This window comes from Microbacterium schleiferi (assembly GCF_038150145.1).
GTDB lineage: Bacteria > Actinomycetota > Actinomycetes > Actinomycetales > Microbacteriaceae > Microbacterium > Microbacterium schleiferi_B.
This window is the reverse complement of record NZ_JBBWSA010000006.1, coordinates 237,036-257,628: the sequence shown is the minus strand read 5'-3', so window position 1 is coordinate 257,628 and position 20,593 is coordinate 237,036. Positions and strand designations below refer to the sequence as shown.

At 68.3% G+C, this 20,593-nt stretch carries 18 protein-coding genes; 13 read left to right on the top strand and 5 right to left on the bottom strand.

Going from position 1 to position 20,593, the window contains the following annotated elements; genetic code table 11:
• Positions 1–63 precede the first annotated feature (63 nt).
• From AADH62_RS09070 to AADH62_RS09060, 3 genes are all read right to left on the bottom strand, one after another.
• Complete coding sequence (locus AADH62_RS09070) at positions 64–2,424, bottom strand: excinuclease ABC subunit UvrA (protein WP_341579162.1); 2,361 nt, start codon at positions 2,422–2,424, stop codon at positions 64–66.
• A gap of 356 nt (positions 2,425–2,780) precedes the next feature.
• Positions 2,781–3,488, bottom strand: coding sequence for an SDR family oxidoreductase (locus AADH62_RS09065; RefSeq protein WP_341579161.1), 708 nt, complete (start codon positions 3,486–3,488; stop codon positions 2,781–2,783).
• A complete protein-coding gene (locus AADH62_RS09060; RefSeq protein WP_341579159.1) occupies positions 3,485–5,506 on the bottom strand; it encodes an FAD/NAD(P)-binding protein in 2,022 nt (673 codons plus the stop codon). Before AADH62_RS09060 ends, AADH62_RS09065 begins: the two co-directional genes overlap by 4 nt.
• A 247-nt stretch (positions 5,507–5,753) precedes the next feature.
• Between AADH62_RS09060 and AADH62_RS09055 the strand changes: the two genes are divergently transcribed.
• From AADH62_RS09055 to coaE, 10 genes are all read left to right on the top strand, one after another.
• Entirely contained in the window at positions 5,754–6,911 is a 1,158-nt protein-coding gene (locus AADH62_RS09055; RefSeq protein WP_341579157.1) for an ABC transporter substrate-binding protein, read from the top strand.
• A 119-nt stretch (positions 6,912–7,030) separates the two neighbouring features.
• Entirely contained in the window at positions 7,031–9,025 is a 1,995-nt protein-coding gene (locus AADH62_RS09050) for an ABC transporter permease (RefSeq protein WP_341579155.1), read from the top strand.
• Entirely contained in the window at positions 9,022–9,984 is a 963-nt protein-coding gene (locus AADH62_RS09045; protein WP_341579153.1) for an ABC transporter ATP-binding protein, read from the top strand. Before AADH62_RS09050 ends, AADH62_RS09045 begins: the two co-directional genes overlap by 4 nt.
• Positions 9,981–10,733 carry an ABC transporter ATP-binding protein gene (locus AADH62_RS09040; protein ID WP_228179006.1) on the top strand — a complete coding sequence of 251 codons (753 nt, stop codon included), beginning with the start codon at positions 9,981–9,983 and terminating at the stop codon, positions 10,731–10,733. Before AADH62_RS09045 ends, AADH62_RS09040 begins: the two co-directional genes overlap by 4 nt.
• An 18-nt stretch (positions 10,734–10,751) precedes the next feature.
• The gene (locus AADH62_RS09035) at positions 10,752–11,384 is read left to right on the top strand and encodes a CMD domain protein (protein ID WP_292729323.1); all 633 of its coding nucleotides are present in this window, start codon (positions 10,752–10,754) and stop codon (positions 11,382–11,384) included.
• Positions 11,381–11,989: an alkylhydroperoxidase domain protein gene (locus tag AADH62_RS09030; protein WP_341579150.1), complete on the top strand. Its 609-nt coding sequence runs from the start codon at positions 11,381–11,383 to the stop codon at positions 11,987–11,989. Before AADH62_RS09035 ends, AADH62_RS09030 begins: the two co-directional genes overlap by 4 nt.
• 82 nt (positions 11,990–12,071) lie before the next feature.
• Positions 12,072–12,692 carry a hypothetical protein gene (locus AADH62_RS09025; RefSeq protein WP_292729330.1) on the top strand — a complete coding sequence of 207 codons (621 nt, stop codon included), beginning with the start codon at positions 12,072–12,074 and terminating at the stop codon, positions 12,690–12,692.
• A 53-nt stretch (positions 12,693–12,745) separates the two neighbouring features.
• Positions 12,746–14,518, top strand: a complete 1,773-nt coding sequence (locus tag AADH62_RS09020) for a sensor histidine kinase (RefSeq protein ID WP_341579147.1) — start codon at positions 12,746–12,748, stop codon at positions 14,516–14,518.
• The gene (locus tag AADH62_RS09015) at positions 14,515–15,735 is read left to right on the top strand and encodes a hypothetical protein (protein WP_341579146.1); all 1,221 of its coding nucleotides are present in this window, start codon (positions 14,515–14,517) and stop codon (positions 15,733–15,735) included. Before AADH62_RS09020 ends, AADH62_RS09015 begins: the two co-directional genes overlap by 4 nt.
• Positions 15,736–15,737: 2 nt before the next feature.
• Entirely contained in the window at positions 15,738–16,358 is a 621-nt protein-coding gene (gene coaE / locus AADH62_RS09010) for a dephospho-CoA kinase (RefSeq protein ID WP_341579145.1), read from the top strand.
• Here coaE and AADH62_RS09005 read toward each other — a convergent pair.
• Positions 16,298–16,927, bottom strand: a complete 630-nt coding sequence (locus AADH62_RS09005; protein WP_341579143.1) for a DUF4126 domain-containing protein — start codon at positions 16,925–16,927, stop codon at positions 16,298–16,300. The two genes, coaE and AADH62_RS09005, sit on opposite strands and share 61 nt — an antisense overlap.
• A 118-nt stretch (positions 16,928–17,045) precedes the next feature.
• Here AADH62_RS09005 and uvrB point away from each other — a divergent pair, with 118 nt between their 5' ends.
• The gene (gene uvrB / locus AADH62_RS09000) at positions 17,046–19,127 is read left to right on the top strand and encodes an excinuclease ABC subunit UvrB (protein ID WP_341579142.1); all 2,082 of its coding nucleotides are present in this window, start codon (positions 17,046–17,048) and stop codon (positions 19,125–19,127) included.
• Positions 19,128–19,190: 63 nt separating this feature from the next.
• The gene (locus AADH62_RS08995; protein WP_341579189.1) at positions 19,191–19,583 is read left to right on the top strand and encodes a VOC family protein; all 393 of its coding nucleotides are present in this window, start codon (positions 19,191–19,193) and stop codon (positions 19,581–19,583) included.
• 148 nt (positions 19,584–19,731) lie between these two features.
• On the opposite strand, the gene AADH62_RS08990 is transcribed toward AADH62_RS08995, so the two are convergent.
• A complete protein-coding gene (locus AADH62_RS08990) occupies positions 19,732–20,178 on the bottom strand; it encodes a MarR family transcriptional regulator (protein WP_341579140.1) in 447 nt (148 codons plus the stop codon).
• A gap of 37 nt (positions 20,179–20,215) precedes the next feature.
• On the opposite strand from AADH62_RS08990, the gene AADH62_RS08985 reads away from it, so the two are divergent.
• Positions 20,216–20,458, top strand: a complete 243-nt coding sequence (locus AADH62_RS08985) for a hypothetical protein (protein WP_341579139.1) — start codon at positions 20,216–20,218, stop codon at positions 20,456–20,458.
• Positions 20,459–20,593: the final 135 nt, after the last annotated feature.

Sequence of the window (20,593 nt, the reverse complement as noted above, 5' to 3'; positions counted from 1 at the left end):
TGCGGCGGGGGGCGTTTCGTCTCGCTTCGCTCGCTCAACGACCGGGGAGCGACCGGGCGGATCTCAGGCGCCGACGTAGTCGGCGAGGTGCTGGCCGGTCAGCGTCGAGCGGGCGGCGACCAGGTCGGCGGGCGTGCCCTCGAACACGACCCGGCCACCGTCGTGTCCGGCACCCGGGCCGAGGTCGATGATCCAGTCCGCATGGGCCATGACCGCCTGGTGGTGCTCGATGACGATGACCGACACCCCCGAGTCGACGAGCCGGTCGAGCAGGCCCAAGAGGTTCTCGACGTCGGCGAGGTGCAGACCCGTCGTCGGCTCATCGAGCACGTAGACGCTGCCCTTCTCGCCCATGTGCACCGCGAGCTTCAGCCTCTGCCGCTCCCCGCCCGAGAGGGTGGGCAGCGGCTGGCCGATCCGGATGTAGCCGAGCCCGACATCCACCATCCGGTTCAAGATCGAGGCCGCCGCCGGCACCTTCGCCTCGCCCGAGCCGAAGAACTCCGCAGCGTCGGATGCCGACATATCGAGCACCTCGACGATGTTCTTGCCGCCCAACAGATGGACGAGAACCGCCTCATCGAAGCCCTTGCCCTCACACACGTCGCACGGGGTCTCCACCTGCTCCATGGGTCCGAGCTGGGTCACGATGACGCCCGACCCCTTGCACACGGGGCACGCGCCGTCGGAGTTCGCACTGAACAGCGCGGGCTTGACGCCGTTCGCCTTCGCGAACGCCTTGCGGATCGGCTCGAGCATCCCCGTGTAGGTACCGGGGCTCGAGCGGCGCGAGCCCTTGATCGCGCCCTGATCGATCGCGACGACACCCTCGCGGCCGGCAACCGATCCGTGGATCAGCGAGCTCTTGCCCGATCCCGCGACCCCGGTGACGGCGACCAAGACGCCGAGCGGGATGTCGACATCCACGTCCTGCAGGTTGTGGGAGCTCGCGCCGCGCACTTCGATCGCCCCCGACGGCTGGCGGACGGATGCCTTCAGCTGCGCCCGATCGTCCAGGTGCCGCCCCGTGAGGGTTCCCGAGGCCCGCAGCGCCTCGACCGTGCCCTCGAACATGATCTGCCCGCCGCTCGATCCCGCGCCGGGCCCGAGGTCGACGACATGGTCGGCGATCGCGATCGTTTCGGGCTTGTGCTCGACGACGAGCACCGTGTTGCCCTTGTCGCGCAACTGCTCGAGGAGGCGGTTCATGCGCTGGATGTCGTGCGGGTGCAGCCCCACCGTCGGCTCGTCGAAGACATAGGTGACGTCGGTGAGAGCAGACCCGAGGTGCCGGATCATCTTGGTGCGCTGCGCCTCGCCGCCCGAGAGCGTCCCCGATGCGCGATCGAGCGAGAGGTAGCCGAGGCCGATGTCGACGAACGAGTCGAAGAGGACGCCGAGGCTCCGCAGCAGGGGAGCGGCACTCGGTTCATCCAGCCCTTTCACCCAGGCGGCAAGATCCGAGATCTGCATGGCGCAGGCATCCGCGATGCTCTTGCCTGCGATCTTCGACGATCGCGCCCCCTCGTTGAGGCGGGTTCCGCCGCACTCGGGGCAGGGCTGGAACGCAACAGCCCGTTCGACGAATGCGCGGATGTGGGGCTGCATCGAGTCGACGTCCTTCGACAGGAACGACTTCTGGATCTTCGGCACCAGACCCTCGTAGGTCATGTTGATGTTCTCGAGCTTGATCTTGCGCGGCTCGCCGTAGAGGAAGTCGTGCCGTTGCTGCTCGGTGAAGTCCTTGATCGGCACATCCATCGGCACGACTCCGCCGAAGATCTTCACGTACCAGCCATCGGCCGTGTATTCGGGAACCGTGAGCGCCCCGGCGGCGAGCGTCTTCGTCTCGTCGAACAGTTGCGCGAGATCGATGTCGCTGACCTGCCCCATGCCGTCACAGTTCGGGCACATTCCGCCGGTGACGGTGAAGCTGCGCCGTTCGACCTTCTTGCCGTCGGCGGTATGGCTGGTCACAGCGCCCTTGCCGCTGACCGAGGCGACGTTGAACGAGAACGCCTGCGGGCCGCCGACGTGCGGCTGGCCGACGCGGCTGAAGAGGATCCGCAGGAGGGCGTTGGCATCCGTCGCCGTTCCCACGGTCGACCGGGCGTTGGCGCCCATCCGCTCCTGGTCGACGATGATCGCGGTCGTGAGGCCCTCGAGCACGTCGACATCCGGACGCGGGGGCGTGTTCATGAACGCCTGGATGAACGTCGAATACGTCTCGTTGATCATCCGCGACGACTCGGCGGCGATCGTCCCGAACACGAGCGAGCTTTTGCCTGACCCGCTCACTCCGGTGAACACCGTGAGACGCCGCTTGGGTAGTTCGACGTCGACGTTCTTGAGGTTGTTCTCGCGCGCGCCGTGCACGCGGATGAGGTCATGGGCGTCGGCGGCGTGCGTCGTCGGTGCAGGCATGAGCACACGCTAGCGGGATGCCGCGACATCCGTCCTCTCGATTCGTGACGGCATCCGTACACGTCGTCGGCTGTGGCCAACTCAGCAAGAACGGTGGGCGAGCCGGATGCCAGGCGTGGCGTCGCGCGGGCTCGGCCCGGAAATGAGGAGTTAGCGACACCGGCGTGCCGGGCCGAACCGGTCGGGCGAGAGAGCCGGGCGGCATCCGACCTTGGGATTAGTGTCGGCTCGGCTCCGTCGTCGGCCGTCGCCAACTCAGTGAGAACGGCGGCAGGCACCGGATGCTGCGCACAGCCGCACAGCAATCCGCCCCGCGGGTGAGGAGTTAGCCACCTCCTCGCGCCGAGCCGGCGATGTCAGAGGCGCGCGATCTCGACCCGGGGGCGCACGGCGATGTCGGTGAGGTGGACGTCGGGGGAGGCATCCACGAGGAACCGGACCGTCGCCGCGACCGACGACGGCTTGATGTAACGCTCGGGCTCGTACGGGGTGCCCATTTCGGCCGACTGCGTGCGCAGCATCCCGGTGTCGGTCTGGCCCGGGGCGAGCGTCACGACCCGCACGCGATGGCGCTGCTCGTCGATGCGCAGCACGTCGGCAAAGCCCCGAAGTGCGTGTTTGGATGCCGTATAGATCGCGTGACCGGGAACGGGGCGAGTCCCGGCGCCCGAGCCGATGAACACCACGGTTCCCCGGCTCTCGCGCAGCAACGGCAGCACCTGACGCGTGAGCTCGGCCGGGGCGAACACGTTGATGGCGAACTGGCGTTCCCAGTCCTCGGGCCTTGCGGTCTCGGTCGTGTGGACCGCGGCAATCGCAGCCCCGTGCACGAGAACGTCCAGGCGTGTGAGCTCTGCCGTGCGGGCAGCGAGGGCTTCGGCATCCGTGATGTCGAGGACCCAGGGCGTGGCACCGGTCTGCCGAGCCAGCTCGCTCAGCGCATCGGCGCTGCGCCCGACCGCGATCACGTCGTGGGTGCGCGAGAGCTCCCGCACGATCGCTCCGCCCATGCCTCCGGTGGCACCGGTGACGAGGGCGTGGGGACGAACACCGGATGCGCTCATGCAGAACTCCTTGCGAGCGGAACGGTGGGTGAGACGGATGCCGCGTGCAGCGCGATCCGCACGGCGCTGCGCGCGACACGGTCGGTTTCACGCAGCATGGTGGGATTCGTGCCCGGCATGGGGCTGATGATCGTGTCGTGCACGACCTCGTCGACGGGGATCCCGGCCACGTGGACAGCGGGGTCGAGCGTACCGTCGGCGCGGACGAGGAGGCCCGTGGCGGGGTCGATGTCGATCCCGCCCGTCGCTCCGAGCTCTCCGTCGCTGTCGGCGACCTGGAAGACGCGCAAGCGTCCGGCATCCGTCAACGATCGCACGAGTGGATCGGCGCTGGCGCCGGCGTCGTGCATGTGCATCCACGCATCGATCAGGATGCGCGCGGTGATCTCGGCGTCCGGGATCTGCCCCGACGTCACGCGGAAGCCGTCGTCGGTGAAGGTGAGCGCGGGGCGCGGCCCGAGAAAGCGCACGATCCCGGCGGCGTGCAGGGCCAGCAACTGGCGGTTTCGGAACGCGGGAGGCCCGGAACCGAACATCCCGCCGATCGAGAGGAGGCGGCCGAAGGCTCCGCGCCGGGTCGCTGCGTCGAAGCCGCCGAACGCTCCGGCGAGACTCACCGGCTGCCGGGCGGACCCGATCGACCACAGGGCAGCCTTCAGCGGGGAGTCGGCGCCGCGTTCGGCTTCGCGCAGATCGTCGGCGAGGAACTCCGCGACCCAGGTGTCGAACTCCTCACGATTCGCGAAGGATCGGCGGGACGGGTCGAGTGCGGCGCTCAGATCGAACAGATCCGAGGAGTTGGCGACGAACGGTGCGACAGCCGCGGCCAGGGACTCGGCGTCACCGGCATCCGCCGCGATCGCCGCCCGCAGCTGGTCCCACGAGCCGGTCAGCGCCCCGGGACGGGTCCGGTGCAGCGTCTCGTAGTACGCCTCGAACGCGTCCTTGCGGATCGCCGGCCACAGGAGCCCCTCGACGTCGATCGGCCGCGACAGCCCGGCATCGAGCACGGCGCGCAGGTGCCGTTGCGGTGCGCGCGGCGGCAGGCTCCCGTACAGCGTCTTGGCGCGGTACGGCACACCCCGGGGTGAGGTCGCCCACAGGATCGGCTCGGCGCCCGACGCCTCGTACCGAAGACCACCCGCCGCGCCGGCATCCATGACGAACCGTCCGCCGCGACCGAGAGTGAGCAGTGTGACGGTGTCGAAGAATCCCATCCCGAGGCCCCGGATGATGACGTCTTCGCCCGCGGGCACGCGTGAGAGATCCTGGTCGACAGGGTTCCCCGGTGCCACCCACACGAGCTCGGGTCGAGCCGAGACGGATGCCGACAGCTGCCGCTCCTCGGTGGTGGGAAGGTTCGCAAGCCACCCTGTCGCCAACACCACGGCATCGACGGTGATCTCGGTCGCGCCGCCCTCGGCATCCGTGATCTGCAGCTCCTGACGTCCGCCGCGTTCGACGATCGCCCTCACGCGCCCGGTGCGCGTGTGCACCCGGACACCGTCCGGCGCCACACGGATGACGCGCGCGAGCGCCCAGGCGATGTACTCGCCGTACAGCGACCGGCTGGGATGCGACTCTGGGCGCAGCGCCCCGAGTTCGCCCGCGTAGTCCGACGCGAAACCGGCGCGCACCGGCGCCTCGGCGAATCCCGCCCGACGCGGCGCAGGAATGGCCGCCACGATCTCGGCCGTCCGCGCATCCGGCGCCTCGGCGTGGGCAGCGAGGATCGCCCACTCGTACAGCGTCGGACCGGGTCGCACGGTGCCGACCATCTGCACCGAGTCGTCGGTGAAGAGTGTCACGGCATCGGCGAGGGTGTTCATGCACAGCTCGCGCGTCTGGTCTGTGCGCCACACTCGGCCCGCGCCCACCTCGACATCGTCGATCAGGTACACGTCGATGCGGGTCGCGTCGGGGTCCGCGCGCTCGGCGAGCGCCGAGACGACGCGCTCGAGCAGCGAGACGCCGCGCGGCCCCCCGCCGACGAGCGCGATCGCGGAGGTGGCAGACATACCTTCGTGTCTAGGCAACTCCGGGCCGAAACGCGAATTCGGCTGTCACAAACGGTCGTCTGGACGCCGCATGAAGCGCGATCTGTGACAGTCGAATCGGATGAATGTGACGAAATGCTTCGCTTCATGACGGCCCGACTGCGTGATCTCGGCGGCCGGAGCGCAAGATAGCCAGGCCGCTTCACGACGAAAGCGGCAGTGTCCGTATTCCACGGCGCCACAGCATCCCTTCTCACCAGGAGTCAGCATGAATCTGCGCACGCGCACCCTTGCGGCAGCCGCCGCCCTCACCGCGACAGCACTCGTCGCGGCAGGCTGCGCCTCCAGCAGCGGAGGTACGGATGCCGACAGCACCGAACCGATCGTCTTCGGCGTCTCGGGTCCCCTGACCGGCAACCAGGCCGAGTACGGCGAGAACTGGCAGGAAGGCTTTGCGATCGCCCTCGACGAGATCAACGGCGCCGGCGGCGTCAACGGCCGCGAGGTGCAGATCGACTTCCAAGACAGCCAGGGCGAGGCGAGCCAGGCCACCACGATCGCGCAGCGCTTCGTCAGCGATGACTCGGTCCTCGCGGTGCTGGGTGACTTCTCGTCGGCCACCTCGATGGTCGCGAGCCCGATTTACCAGCGCGCGGGTCTGCTGCAGCTGGGCATCACCAACTCGCATCCCGAGTTCACCGCGACCGGCGACTACATCTTCAGCCCGTCCGTCACGCAGGCAGTCGAGGCCCGGGTCATCGAGGATGCCGCTCACGAGATCGGTTCGAACATCGCCGTCTTCTACCTCAACACCGACTGGGGCAACACGGCGTTCGAGGTGCTGCAGGATCAGGCTGAGCAGAACGGCGACACGATCGTCTACAGCTCGCCCGTCGAAGAGACCTCGACCGACTTCCGCCCGCAGCTCGTGCAGGCCCGCGACGCGGCCCCCGACGTCGTGATCTTCTACACGTACTACGGCACCACCGCCCTCCTCGTGCAGCAGGCCGAGCAGACGGGCCTGGACGTTCCGTTCCTCGCTGTGGGGTCCAACTACTCCGCCGAGTTCCTCGATCTGGCCCAGGGTGCCGCCGAGGGTGTGTACGTCGACACGACGTTCTACCCCGAGTCCGACGACCCGGCGGTCGAGAGCTTCGTGACCGCCTACACCGAGGAGTTCGGGCACGCGCCCAACCTGTTCGCCGCGTACGCCTACGACGGTCTGAAGCAACTGGCGTGGGCGGCCGAGAACGCCGAGACCCTCGACCGTGAGGGCATCCGCAACGCCCTGCGCGACGGCACCGATATCCCGTCCATCATCTATGGCACCGCCACCTACAACGACGAGCGTCGTATCGACCGCCCGCGCTTCCAGTGGCTGGTCGTCGAGGACGGACAGTTCGTGCTCACCGACCAGGTCGGCTGAGCCCACACCGGATGACCGGGGCCCTACTCCCTAAGCACTAGGGCCTCGGTCATCCGGTCGTCCGCATTTCGGCATCCGCCTCCCGACTCGCACCGACCCGTCCCGACCTCTGGAGCCCCGTGTTCGACCTGCTCATCGCCGGCCTCATCAACGGAAACGCCTACGCCCTGGTGGCGTTGGGCCTTTCGCTCGTGATCGGCGTCGCGAACGTCGTGAACTTCGCGCACGGGTCGCTGTTCGCCGTGGGAGCCATGGTCGGCTGGGTCGTCACGTCGAACCTCGGGATGCCGCTGTGGCTCGGCGCCCTCGCGGCGATCGCCGTCACCGCGGCCCTCGGGTGGCTCATCAACCTCGTCGCGGTCCGCCCCTTCGCGGGCAAGGCGCCGATCGCGGCGGTGCTCGCCACGATCGCGGTGATGATCATCCTCGACAACCTCACCCAAATCGTCTTCGGGCCCGAGGTGCGCCGCTTCGACTCGGGCCTTCCCGACATCACGTGGCAGATCGGCGGCATCACGCTGCGGCTCATCGACGTCGTCATCCTGGTCACGAGCGTGACGCTCATGCTCGTGCTCGCCGGCGTCCTGCGCTACTCCAAGCTCGGCCGTGCGATCCGCGCGACCTCGCAGGACCGTGAAGCGGCGGCGCAGATGGGAGTGCCGGTCGCGCGGGTCCAGTCGATCGCGTTCATGGTCTCGGCAGCCCTCGGCGGCCTCGCCGGAGTGCTCGTCGCCGCGTACTTCACGACGATCGCCCCGACGCAGGGCTTCCAGATCGGCCTGGCCGGTATCGCCGCAGCCGCGATCGGCGGACTCGGGTCGCTCCTGGGCGCCGTCATCGGCGGCCTCGTGCTCGGTGTCGCCGAAGCCTTCGGCGTGGGCCTGTGGGGCGACTCGGCGCGCCAACTCATCACGTTCGGTGCGTTGCTGCTCGTCCTCTGGATCCGGCCCGAGGGCATCCTCGGCAAGAAGACCGTGCGCCGCGAACCGCTCACCGGGACCTTCTTCGCCCAGGCTCGTCCCGTCGTCATGCGGCGCTGGCAGGTCGCGGTGCTGATCGCACTCGCGCTCATCCCGACGATCCCGGGCGTCTTCGACGGCTACGCCGTGCAGATCGGTGTGCAGATCCTCGCCTTCGCGATGATCGCCCTGTCGATGACGGTGATCGGCGGCGCTGCCGGGCAGCTCTCGCTCGGCCAGGCGGGACCGGTAGCCCTGGGAGCGTATGCGGCGGCGATGCTGACGAAGGATGCCGGGCTCCCGTTCCTCGTCGCCGCCCCCCTGGCGGGACTCGTCTCCGCCGTGCTCATCGCCGTGCTCAACGCCCCCTCGTGGCGGTTGTCGGGGCACTATCCCGCCATCGCGACCCTCGCCACGGGCGCTGCCATTTCGGCCGTGCTGCTGGTCGCGACCCCGATCACCGGGGGCGGCAGCGGCATCGCGCAGATCCCCCTGCCCGACATCTTCGGCATCCAGATCTCCTCGACCACCCAGTTCTATGCGCTCGGCCTCGGCATCCTGCTCGTGCTCATCCTGCTCGTCCACCGCCTCGGACGATCGCACCTGGGCCTGACGTGGCGCGCGATCCGCGACGACGAGGTCGCCGCACGATCCGCGGGAATCGCGACCCCGCAGTACAAGTCCCTCGCGTTCGGGATCGGCGGGTTCATCGCCGGTGTCGCCGGCGCGTTCTGGGCGGCACAATTCGGGTTCGTCGAGCCCAAGATCTTCAACCCGAACCTGTCGTTCCAGATCGTCATCATCGCCGTGCTGGGCTCCATGCTGCGCCCGTTCGGAGCGGTGCTCGGCTCGATCGTTCTGGTCGGCGGCCTCGAACTGTTCCGGGTCGCGAGCGAGACACGGCTGCTCATCTACGGCGTCGTGTTGTTGCTGCTGATCTGGTTCCGCCCCCAGGGCATGTGGACGCTTCCGCTGCCGTTCGCGCGGCTCTTTCGTCGCGCGGATGCCGGCACCCCGGTGGTCGCCGAGCAGTCGGCATCCGCGGGGCTCGTGGGAACCCTCACGCCCGCCGGTCGCGCACGAACCGGCGCGGCCGAGCGAACCGGCCCTGCCGAGCGAACCGGTACCGACGGGGGAGAGGAGACCCGCGCATGAGCGCGGCCACGACACCGCTCGTGCGGGTCACCGACCTCGCGAAGTCGTTCGGTGCCCTCGCCGCCGTCGACGGGATCTCGTTCCACGTCGCGCCCGGGGAGGTCGTCAGCATCATCGGACCCAACGGGTCCGGCAAGACGACCACGATCAACCTGCTCTCGGGTGAGCTGCGCCCCGACCGCGGCAACGTCGTGCTCGGCGCGACCGACATCGCGGGACGCACCCCCGACGTCATCGCCCGCGCCGGCCTGCGCCGTACCTTCCAGAACGGCCGCGTCTTCGGCAACGCCACCGTCGAAGAGAACGTGCTCGTCGGTCAGACCCCGCTCGTGCGGGCATCCGCACCGCTGCCGCGGCTGCGCCGCATCCCCGTGCTGCGGTGGATCGCGCTGATCGTCGAGACGGTGCTCGCGATCGTCGGCACCCCTGCGCAGCGGCGCGAGGCTGCCGACCTCGATGCCCGCGTCACGGCGCAGCTCGAACGGTTCGCGACGCGGCTCACCGCCCGCCGCAACGACCCCGCCGCGACCCTGTCGTACGCGAACCGTCGGCGCACCGAGATCGCGCGTGCCCTCGCATCCGACCCTCGCCTGCTGCTGCTGGACGAACCGACCGCCGGGATGAACGTCTCCGAGACCAAGGAAGTCATGCACCAACTGCTCGAGCTCAAGGCGCAGGGGCAGACGATGGTCGTCGTCGAGCACAAGCTCGAGCTCGTGATGACGATCTCGGACCGCGTGATCGTGATGGACGGCGGCCGCATCATCGCGGAGGGAACGCCGCACCAGGTGCAGAACGACCCCGCCGTGATCGCCGCGTACCTCGGGTCGCGCCGCGGCACGGTGGTCGCCCGCACGCACCACATCGAGGACGCGATCGAGGATCCCGCCCCGACCACCGTCGAACCCGCGCAGACCGGGGACGAACCGACCCCGCCCACGGAAGGAGACGCGCGATGAGCGCCGAGAACGCGCCGTCGGCGGCGCCCCTCCTGGACGTACAGAGCGTCAACGTCTACTACGGCGAGTTCCACGCACTGCAGGACGTCAGCTACCGCATCCACGAGGGCGAGATCGTGTCGCTGCTCGGCGGCAACGCCTCGGGCAAGTCCACGACGATGAAGACGATCCTGCGCCTCGTGAAGCCCCGCAGCGGCGAGATCCGGTTCGACGGACGCAGCATCCTGGGCGACACGACAGCCGATGTCGTGCGTGCCGGGATCGCGAGCGTGCCTGAGGCACGCCGCGTCTTTCCCGAGATGACGATCGAAGAGAACCTTCTCGTCGGAGCCCACACCCGCCGCGGCGGCGCGCGCGCCCTGCGCGAAGACCTCGACAACCAGTACGACCTGTTCCCGCGCCTCGCCGAGCGGCGCACGCAGGAGGCCGGCACGATGTCGGGCGGCGAGCAGCAGATGCTCGCGTTCGCGCGCGCCCTCATGTCGCGCCCGCGCCTGATCTGCATGGACGAACCCACCATGGGGCTCGCGCCGATCATCGTTGACCAGGTGCTCGACACGATCCAGCGCATCAACACCGAGCGCGGCGTCGCCGTCTTCATGGTCGAGCAGGCCGCAGAGCTCGCCCTCTCGATCGCCCATCGCGGCTACGTGCTCGCCGGGGGCACCGTGCGCCTCGAGGGTGCCGCATCCGAACTGATCGCCAACCCGCAGGTACGTGAGGCCTACCTCGGCCAAACTACCGCCTGACCGCACGAAAGGACACGCATGTCGACCACCGACGTCATCGACACCCTCGCGGGCATCGCGCCGGGTTCCCCCCTCGACGAGCTGCGGGCCCGCCGTCCCGAATCGCGCACGCATGCGCAGGGGAGCTACGACGCGCTCTTCGCGCCCGCGGATGTGTCGCACGCGAGCATCCCGGAGCGCGCCGCGATCGCGACGTTCGTCGCGTCTTTGCACCGGCAGGAATCCGCTGTGGCCCACTACCGCGCGCGGCTCGAGGGGGAGGGCGACGAGCGCATCGCCGCCACCGTCATCGAGCTCGCAGCATCCGCCCAGGAGCTTGCCCCCGTCGGCCCCTACGGGAACTTCACCGCCGACAACGCCCCCGAGAGCGTCCCGGGCCCGCGCTTCGAGATCACCGACGTCGCCGCCAGCTACGTGCTCGGCGACCGACTCGCCGCCGCCCTCGAACACGCACATCTACTGACGCTGCACCCGCGCGATGCCGCCCCCGACGACCTGCGTCGCCTCGAGGATGCCGGGTGGAGCGCCACCGGCATCGTCACCCTGTCTCAGTTGGTCGCCTTCCTCGCGTTCCAGCTGCGGGTCGTCGCGGGGCTCACTGCCCTGCAGGCGACGCGTGCCGCATCCGTCACGGAAGGAGCCGGCCGATGAGCGCCATCATCCCCGCCCCCGCCGATCTCGTCGCACCCACTCGTTTCACGCAGGACACCCTCGACTGGGTGCCGTGGGTCGAGCCGCTGCCGATCGACGACGTCACCGACCACCACTACGAAGCGCTCGTCCAGCGCTCGCGCGTCAAGAACCCGTACTTCCGGCTGCTCGTGCGCGACCCCGACATCCTGCGCGAGCGCACCAAGACCGACCTCGACATCTTCTTGAACACGGATGCCGGGCTGCCACGTGCCGAACGGGAGCTCGCCGCGACCGCGGCATCCCGCGTCAACGGCTGCGTCTACTGCGCATCAGTGCACTCGGCGTTTACGACGCAGTACTCCGGCAGGCGCGAAGACGTGCAGCGTCTGCTCGACGAGGGTGTCTCGACGCGGATCGACCCGCGCTGGGACGCGATCGTCGACGCCACGGTCGCGCTCACTGCCACGCCCGCCACGTTCGGGGCCGACGAGATCGCGGGCCTCGAGGCAGCCGGACTCGACGACCTGGAAGTGCTCGACACGATCCTGTCGGGCGCCTTCTTCAACTGGGCGAACCGCCTCATGCTCTCGATCGGCGAACCGGGGGTTCCGCCCACGGAGTGAGGACGCCCCCCACCTCACAGCGGTCGCAAAGCTGCCCTCGATAACGTCAAGAGTCCCCGAACCCGACACCACGGAGGACACCATGGGATTCCTTGACCGACTCTTCGGCACCGAGCCCCAGCACCGGCAGCCATACGCCCAGCAGCCCGCCTCGTCGCGCGCCGCCGGCTATCCGTCCACCACGCCGCCCAAGAGCGAAGACGAGCTCGCGATCGAGCGCTACCGGTACCTGCTGCGCACCGCACCTCCCGAGACGATCGAGCAGGTCCACGCCGAGGCTTTCGCGAAGCTCACCGAGCCGCAGCGCCAGCAGGTTCTGGCCGACATGACCGCGACGCTCCCGGCATCCGAGCGGCCGCGGTCAGCCGACCCGAACGACATGGCCCGAGCCGCCACCCGCGCGGAATACATGAACCCGGGCGCTATGGAGCGCACTCTCGGTGGCCAGCGCCAGGGCCCAACTTTCGGCTCCATGGTGGGCTCGTCTCTGCTGGGCACCGTCGCGGGGTACGTCATCGGCTCCGCGCTCGTGTCGGCGTTCATGGCTCCCATGTTCGCCGCCGACGCGGGGGCCGCGGATGCCGCACCCGCCGATACCGCTGCCGACACCGGGGCCGATACCGGGTGGAGCGATGCCGCCGGAGGCGGGGACGCGGGCTTCGCCGACGGTGGATTCGGGGACTTCGGCGACTTCGGTTTCTGATCGAGCGGCGCGCGGAGGACTTCGTGCCCGCGCCCGCGCGATAACGTTCATTCATGGGGAAGGTGGACACCAGCTCTGTGCGCCGAGGCGAGAGCCGCTCTGGACGACGCAACACGCTGTGGGGTGCACTCGCGGCGGAGCTGACCCTGAAGCACGACGGGACGCAGGCCCGCGTGGCAGTGCTGCAGCAACTGATGCTCACCGTCGTCGCGTTGGCGGTCACGGCCTTCGCGGTGATCGCCCGCATCCCCGGAGACCTCACGATGTTCTTCACCGGCGTCGGGATGGTGTTCGTCCTCGCGGTCGTGACGATGCTCGTTCCCTGGAACCGGCTCTCCCCGTGGGCAGTCGGCGTCATCCCGGTGCTGGACATCGTTGCGATCATGCTGATGCGGGTCGCCTTCCCCGAGTCGGGACTCGCGCTGCTGTGGCTGTTCCCCGTCATGTGGCTCTCGGCGTCCCTGGGCTTGGCCGGCTACGTCGCAGCGAACCTCTTCGTCTGGGTCGCGTACTGGTGGGTGATCGTCTCGGGGAACGAGTCGGCGTTCAGCTTCGCGCTGCTGCTCATGCCGATCGTGGTTCTGGCAGTCTCCACCGGCGCGTACCTCAGCGTGCGCCGATTCGCCGCCCAACGCTCGCTCCTGGACAAGCAGGCGCTCGTGCTGGGCCAGAGCCTGGAGCGCACGCAGCACCAAGAGCAACTGGTGACCCAGGTGCTGGACTCGGTCGATTTCGGTGTGATCCGGATCTCGCTCGACGGCAGCATCAGCATCACCAACGAAGCGCACGCGCGCATGCAGCACGCACTCGTCAGCGCCGACGGCCACAATCGCCTGCCGCCGTATGACTCCGACGGCCAGACGCCGCTCGATCCGGAACGGATGCCCGTGGCACGCGCGGAGCGGGGCGAGGTCTTCGACAACCAGATCGTGTGGTTCGGGGCGCCCGACACCACGCGTCGGGCGCTGAGCGTGACGGCGCGGCGCCTGCGCGATGCCCGGGGAGCGGATGCCGGAGTCGTCGTGATCTCCCGCGACGTCACCGCCGAACGCACCGCCCTGCGCGCCCGCGACAACGTCGTGGCCTCGGTCTCGCACGAACTCCGCTCCCCGCTGACCGCCATCATCGGCTACCTCGATCTCGCCCTCGAGACAGACGGCATCCCCGAGAAGGTCCGCGGTGACCTGGATGTGGCCACGCAGAACGCGGAACGGATGATCCAGATCATCTCCGACATCCTCTCGGCGACGTCGTCGTCGAAGTCGACGGTGGATGTGACGGTCTCCCCCCAGAACGTCGACCTGCAGCATCTGGTGCTCGCGGCGGCAGCCGCGTGGGAGCCGAGCGCGCTGGAGCGGCGGATCACGATCTTCACCGACGACGTGCAGCCCACCGACGCGTACGTCGACCCGGCGCGGATGCGGCAGGTCGCCGACAACCTCATCAGCAACGCCATCAAGTACGGGCGTGAAGGCGGCTCCGTGCAGCTGGCCGTCTACGGCGATGACGTGGCGTCCTATCTCCTCGTCCGCGATGACGGCATCGGACTGTCGCCGGATGACCAGAATCGTCTGTTCCGGCGCTTCTTCCGGGCCCGAACCGACGTCGGCGGCACAGGCCTGGGCCTCGCGATCTGCCGCGACATCGTTCGTGCGCACGGCGGCGAGATCATCGTGGGCAGCGAGCAGGGCGTCGGGTCGGCGTTCCTGGTCCGTCTCCCCGCGAAGGTCGATGTCATGCTGCCACCGATCGACCCCGAAGAAGCACTCGACATGTCGGGTGCGGTCACGACCGCGGGACGCTCCGACATGGAGGCAACGGGATGACCCTCGACCTCTTCTCGGTGAGCGTCATGACGGCGGCAGTGGTGCTGATCGTCGGGATCATCTACATCTCCGAAACCCTCATTCGCCGTGATGAGGTGACGGGCCGGCACTGGTCGATCGCCTTTCTCGCCGGCATCCTGACCACCATCGCCTACGCGATCTGGGCAGCCGGGGGAGGATGGATCGCGATCGCTGCCGGAAACGCGGCATTCGTGGCAGCAACGGGGTTCATCTGGATCGGATGCCGCAGCTACAACGGACACCGCATCGGCTGGGCTTACGGCACGGTCGGCGGCGGTATGGCTGTTGCGTTCGTCGCCGTCGTTGTCGAAGGCCCGGAAGGCGGCGACTGGGCAGGGGTTGTCTGGATGTATGCCGCGCTGGCAGTGCTGGCATCGTTTGGCGTATGGGAGACCGCACGCGGTCGATTGGCGCAGACCCGCACGACCATTGCCCTCGCCATCGTGCTCGTGATCGAGGCGCTCTATACGGCCGCGCGTGCCCTTGTCTTCCTCCTGCGCGGGCCTGACGATCCGGTGTTTCAGACGTGGTTCTCCACGATCCCAGCGAGCTTTGTGACGATCGCACTCGTGATCACCGCGGCGATCGTCACCTCCATCCTGCGTGCGGGCCGCGCGGGCATGCGGGGGTACACCAACCTCGTCGCAGTTGACGGAAGCGACCGCATCCTGACCGAACCGCAGTTCCGTGCGACGGTCACTGACGTGCTCGAACGCGCCGAAGAGAAGGGCATCGGGGTCGGCGTCATCGCGATGCGCATCGATGACCTGCCGTTCATCGCGAAGGCCTTCGGGAACGAGGTCGGACGCCACGTCGCCGTTGCTGCGCGCGACGCCGTGCGGCGCACCGTCGAACCGCTCGCGGTCATCGGCGATGACGGCGCCACGGTGTTGTGGGTGTGCGACACATCCTGGGACGCGAGCGAGGCGCGACGGCAGGCATCCCGACTCGCCACAGCCGTGTTCGAAGCTCTGCGCACCGTCCCCGACGCCGTGGTCCCGGTCGTCGGCATCGGCGTCGCCGTGACTCACGACTTCGGCTATGACGCCGGCGCGCTCATCGACGCAGCGGATGCGGCATCCACCCGTTCGGCCAAAACCGGAGACATCTCGGTGCTGATCGCAGAACCGCCGCGCTCGAAGCCGCCTGCCTCCGTGGGCCCCGACGCGCCGGCGTCTGCCCCGGCGGGGAGCTGATCATGCCCCTGATCGCACTCACCGGGGGAATCGCGGCGGGCAAATCCACCGTGGCATCACGGCTGGCTGAGCTCGGAGCCGTGATCGTCGACGCCGATCAGGTAGTCCGTGATGTGCAGAGCACGGGGTCGCCGGTGCTCGACCGCATCGCCGACGAGTTCGGTGACGGCATCCTCACGGTCGACGGAGCGCTGGATCGCGCCGCGCTCGGCTCCCTCGTGTTCGGAGACGCGGACCGGCTCGCCGTGCTCAACGCGATCGTTCATCCCGCCGTGCGGGAGGAGTCGGCTCGCCGCTTCGGGCAGGCCTTTGCCGCCGATCCCGACGCCGTCGTCGTGTACGACGTGCCGCTGCTCGTCGAGGCGCGGGTCGACGACCCGTGGGAACTGGTCGTCGTCGCGCACGCTCCCGCCGAGCTACGCGAACAGCGCCTGGTCGACCTGCGCGGAATGAGCCGGCAGGATGCTGCATCCCGGATCGCGTCGCAGGTTCCCGACGAGGCACGCCTGGCCGTTGCCGACGTCGTGATCGACACGACAGGAACTCTCGCGCAGACCCGAGATCAGGTCGACGTGCTCTGGGAAGCGTTGCCGTTGCGGATCGCCGCACGCCGATCGCGCTGACGTCGCCAACGCGGGATCACCACGACTGCCGCCACGATCGCGCCGATCAGCAGCAGGAATCCGAGGATCGGCAGCACGATCGCAAAGATCGAGAGTGCGAGACTCGAGACATCCTCGACGGTGCTGACGATCGGGGCGGCCACACCGGCCGTCGCCGCGTTTGCGACGGGGCGAATGGATGCCTTGACGACGTGGATAGCGAGCGCGATCGCAACCCCGATGCCGATGGCCACCCAGTTCTGGTTCGCGAAGAACGCGCTCGGGTCATCGACGCGAACGGTCTCGGCGCTTGCTCCGGCGCCGAACGCAATCCCACCGGATGCGGGGCGGATCACGGTCTGCACGGCATCGTTGATGGAGTCGACCACCGGCACCTTGTCGGCGACGATCTCCAGGACGAGCAGCGAACCGATGATCCAGAGAGCGATGTCGCTCGACAGCCACGCCCACCCTGCTGGCAGCTCGATCGCGTCGAAGAAGCGGTTCGCGAGCCCGAGTACCAGCAGCGGCATCCACGCGTTCAGCCCCGCCGCTGCGGCAAGACCGGATCCCACGAAGAACTCGAGCACCCCTCCAGGGTAGGCATCCTTCTTCGCGCCCGCAGCGTCTTTGCTGCCGGAACCCCTCGCGCTGGAGTGCGGATGCAGCGACGGCCTCGACGTCGGAGGGCACGCCTACCCTGGAAGGGTGCAAACCACACGATCCGTCAGGCCCTTCGAAGTCGTCAGCGAGTACTCCCCGTCCGGTGACCAGCCGCAGGCGATCGCCGAACTCGCAGCGCGCATCAACGCCGGCGAGACGGATGTCGTGCTGCTCGGTGCGACGGGAACGGGCAAGTCCGCGACCACGGCCTGGCTGATCGAGCAGGTACAGCGCCCGACCCTTGTCATGGCGCACAACAAGACGCTGGCCGCGCAGCTGGCCAACGAGTTCCGCGAACTCATGCCGAACAACGCCGTCGAGTACTTCGTGTCGTACTACGACTACTACCAACCCGAGGCCTACGTCCCGCAGACCGATACCTTCATCGAGAAGGACTCGTCGATCAACGCCGAGGTCGAGCGCCTTCGTCACTCGACGACCAACTCGCTGCTCTCACGCCGCGACGTGGTCGTCGTCTCGACGGTGTCGTGTATCTACGGTCTCGGTGCTCCCGAGGAGTATTTGCGGGCGATGGTCGCGCTGCAGGTGGGGGAGCGGTATGACCGCGACGCCCTTATCCGCAAGTTCATCGCGATGCAGTACAACCGCAACGACGTCGACTTCTCGCGCGGCAACTTCCGCGTCCGTGGCGACACGATCGAGATCATCCCGGTGTACGAGGAGTACGCCATCCGCATCGAGCTGTTCGGCGACGAGATCGAGGCGCTCTATCTGCTGCATCCGCTCACGGGCGATGTCATCCAGAAGATGGATTCGGTGCCGATCTTCCCCGCCTCGCACTATGTGGCCGGAACCGACACGGTGCAGCGCGCGATCGGCACGATCGAAGATGAGCTTGCGTCGCGGTTGAAGGAGCTCGAGTCCCAGCAGAAACTGCTCGAGGCCCAGCGCCTGCGGATGCGCACGACCTTCGATCTCGAAATGCTGCAGCAGCTGGGCTTCTGCTCGGGCATCGAGAACTACTCGCGGCACCTCGACGGTCGCCAACCGGGGGAGCCGCCGCACACGCTGCTGGACTTCTTCCCCGACGACTTCCTCCTCGTGATCGACGAGTCCCACGTCACCGTGCCGCAGATCGGAGCAATGTACGAGGGGGATGCCTCCCGCAAGCGCACCCTCGTCGACCACGGCTTCCGCCTACCGTCGGCGCTCGATAACCGCCCGCTGCGCTTCGACGAGTTCAAGAACCGCGTCGGCCAGACGGTATATCTGTCTGCCACGCCCGGACGCTACGAGATGGGTATCGCCGATGGGGTGGTCGAGCAGATCATCCGTCCGACCGGTCTCGTGGACCCCGAGATTGTGATCAAGCCGTCCAAGGGGCAGATCGACGACCTGCTCGAAGAGATCCGCATCCGAGTCGAGCGCGACGAGCGCGTGCTCGTGACGACCCTCACGAAGAAGATGGCCGAGGAGCTCACCGACTTCCTGGGCGAACACGGGGTGCGGGTGCGCTACCTCCACTCCGACGTCGACACCCTGCGCCGCGTCGAGCTGCTCAGCGAGCTGCGCGCGGGCGTCTACGACGTGCTCGTCGGCATCAATCTCCTTCGCGAAGGCCTCGACCTTCCCGAGGTTTCGCTCGTGTCCATCCTGGATGCCGACAAAGAGGGGTTCCTGCGGTCGGGAACATCCCTCATCCAGACGATCGGACGTGCTGCCCGCAACGTGTCGGGGCAGGTGCACATGTACGCCGACACGATCACCGACTCCATGCGTGCGGCGATCGACGAGACCGATCGCCGTCGCGAGAAGCAGGTCGCGTACAACAAGGAACACGGCATCGACCCGCAGCCGCTGCGCAAGAAGATCGCCGACATCACCGATGCTCTGATTCGCGAGGGCGCCGACACGAAGGCGATGCTGAACCGCAAGGATGCCGCGGCATCCAAGAACGGCAAGGGCAAGAGCCCCACACCGAACCTGCGCCGCGAGGGGATCGCAGCCGAGGGCGCGACCCAGCTCGAGGCGATGATCGGGGATCTCTCCGACCAGATGCTCGCGGCGGCCGGGGAGCTGAAGTTCGAGCTTGCCGCGCGCCTGCGCGATGAACTGCAGGACCTGAAGAAGGAACTGCGAGCCATGGAGCGCGCCGGCCACGCGTAGCGGAGGAGCAATGGAACAGCGCCTGAGTCTCATCACCTTGGCGTCGCCGACCTCGAGCGTGCCATCGGCTTCTACCGCGTACTGGGGTGGGAACCTCATCCGGGTTCGGTTCCTGGTGTCGTGGCCTTCCATCAGCTCGACGGCTCCGCGTTCGCGCTGTGGAGCCGCGCCGAACTCGCTGCGGACTCGATGGTCGACGACGCCGGCGGGTGGGGCGGCGTGACTCTCGCCCACAACGTGCGGTCACCCGCCGATGTGGATTCGATCCTCAGCGCCGCAGTGGCGGCCGGTGCCCGGCTTGGGCGTCCTGGTGCCGCAACGCCGTGGGGAGGCTATTCCGGTGTCTTCATCGACCCGATGGTCATCCGTGGAAGGTGGCACACAATCCCGGCTGGCCGCTCGACGGCGCCGGCCGCATCACCATCGGATCATAGCCGCCAGGCTGCCAGCGGCTGAGTGGCCCGGCCTGTCGTAACGGCGCATGCTTGTCGCGACGCGCCGGGGCCGGGGGTGAGATCTCGGCGTGTCGGGCGGATCGTGCGCCGTTACGACCGTCCGGATCGGTGCGGCATCCCGGCTGCCGGGGCGGGGCTCGACGGATGCCTCAACCGGCGAGGTGCGGCATCCGTCCTGCGAACGGCTGCAGCCCGTTGCGGAGCTCCCTGAGTTGCTCGATGCCCAGGCCGGTGACCGACATGATGCGGCGCGGAACCTCGAGGGCCTGCTCGCGTAGCGCGCGCCCCTCAGCTGTCAGCCCGATGTCGAGCACCCGCTCGTCATCCGTTCTGCGCGTGCGCGTCACACGGCCCTGCGCTTCGAGGCGCTTGACGAGGGGGGAGAGGGTTGCGGGCTCCATGGCGAGTTCGTCGGCTAGTTCGCCGAGTGAACGCGGAGACTGCTCCCAGAGCGCGAGCATCACAAGATACTGCGGATGCGTCAAGCCCAGCGGTTCGAGAATCGGACGGTAGATCGACACGACGTTTCGTGCGGCCGTCACCAGTGCGAAGCACACCTGATTGTCGAGCTTCAGCAGATCTTCCTCGTCGGACATGTGGCCAGTCTAGCAATCCGTTAGTACACTAAACATCATGACGCGAACGAATGAGGCGCCGAAGCGACCACTCCGTGAGCGAGTGCGCGAGGCAGGCGGTTGGTACATCTGGTTCAACACCAACCTCATCCGTGTGGCCGGGCCGCCTCAGGTGAGCCCGCTGGAACCGGGCCCGAGCGCAGAGGAGCGCGCCGAGCGCGCCTGCCCACTGTGTCATCAGCCGATGAATCGCCACACGTTCGATCGCTCTGGCGACAAGCCCCTCATGCACTGCCCCTGACATCCCAGCCCCTTACAGAGCCAACCCTTGTTTCGGTCGCGTCGTTTTGCGGGCGCTGAGCCGACCGACCCGCATCAAGGCGCGACCGAAATGGGTGTCGGCGGTACGCCGGAAGCGCACTCCGGAGCCGATGTC

Coding starts and splice junctions, on each gene's coding strand:
- AADH62_RS09070 (WP_341579162.1), bottom strand. CDS start 2,424: ATGCCTGCACCGACGACGCACGCCGCCGACGCCCATGACCTCATCCGC.
- AADH62_RS09065 (WP_341579161.1), bottom strand. CDS start 3,488: ATGAGCGCATCCGGTGTTCGTCCCCACGCCCTCGTCACCGGTGCCACC.
- AADH62_RS09060 (WP_341579159.1), bottom strand. CDS start 5,506: ATGTCTGCCACCTCCGCGATCGCGCTCGTCGGCGGGGGGCCGCGCGGC.
- AADH62_RS09055 (WP_341579157.1), top strand. CDS start 5,754: ATGAATCTGCGCACGCGCACCCTTGCGGCAGCCGCCGCCCTCACCGCG.
- AADH62_RS09045 (WP_341579153.1), top strand. CDS start 9,022: ATGAGCGCGGCCACGACACCGCTCGTGCGGGTCACCGACCTCGCGAAG.
- AADH62_RS09040 (WP_228179006.1), top strand. CDS start 9,981: ATGAGCGCCGAGAACGCGCCGTCGGCGGCGCCCCTCCTGGACGTACAG.
- AADH62_RS09035 (WP_292729323.1), top strand. CDS start 10,752: ATGTCGACCACCGACGTCATCGACACCCTCGCGGGCATCGCGCCGGGT.
- AADH62_RS09030 (WP_341579150.1), top strand. CDS start 11,381: ATGAGCGCCATCATCCCCGCCCCCGCCGATCTCGTCGCACCCACTCGT.
- AADH62_RS09025 (WP_292729330.1), top strand. CDS start 12,072: ATGGGATTCCTTGACCGACTCTTCGGCACCGAGCCCCAGCACCGGCAG.
- AADH62_RS09020 (WP_341579147.1), top strand. CDS start 12,746: ATGGGGAAGGTGGACACCAGCTCTGTGCGCCGAGGCGAGAGCCGCTCT.
- AADH62_RS09015 (WP_341579146.1), top strand. CDS start 14,515: ATGACCCTCGACCTCTTCTCGGTGAGCGTCATGACGGCGGCAGTGGTG.
- coaE (WP_341579145.1), top strand. CDS start 15,738: ATGCCCCTGATCGCACTCACCGGGGGAATCGCGGCGGGCAAATCCACC.
- AADH62_RS08990 (WP_341579140.1), bottom strand. CDS start 20,178: ATGTCCGACGAGGAAGATCTGCTGAAGCTCGACAATCAGGTGTGCTTC.
- AADH62_RS08985 (WP_341579139.1), top strand. CDS start 20,216: ATGACGCGAACGAATGAGGCGCCGAAGCGACCACTCCGTGAGCGAGTG.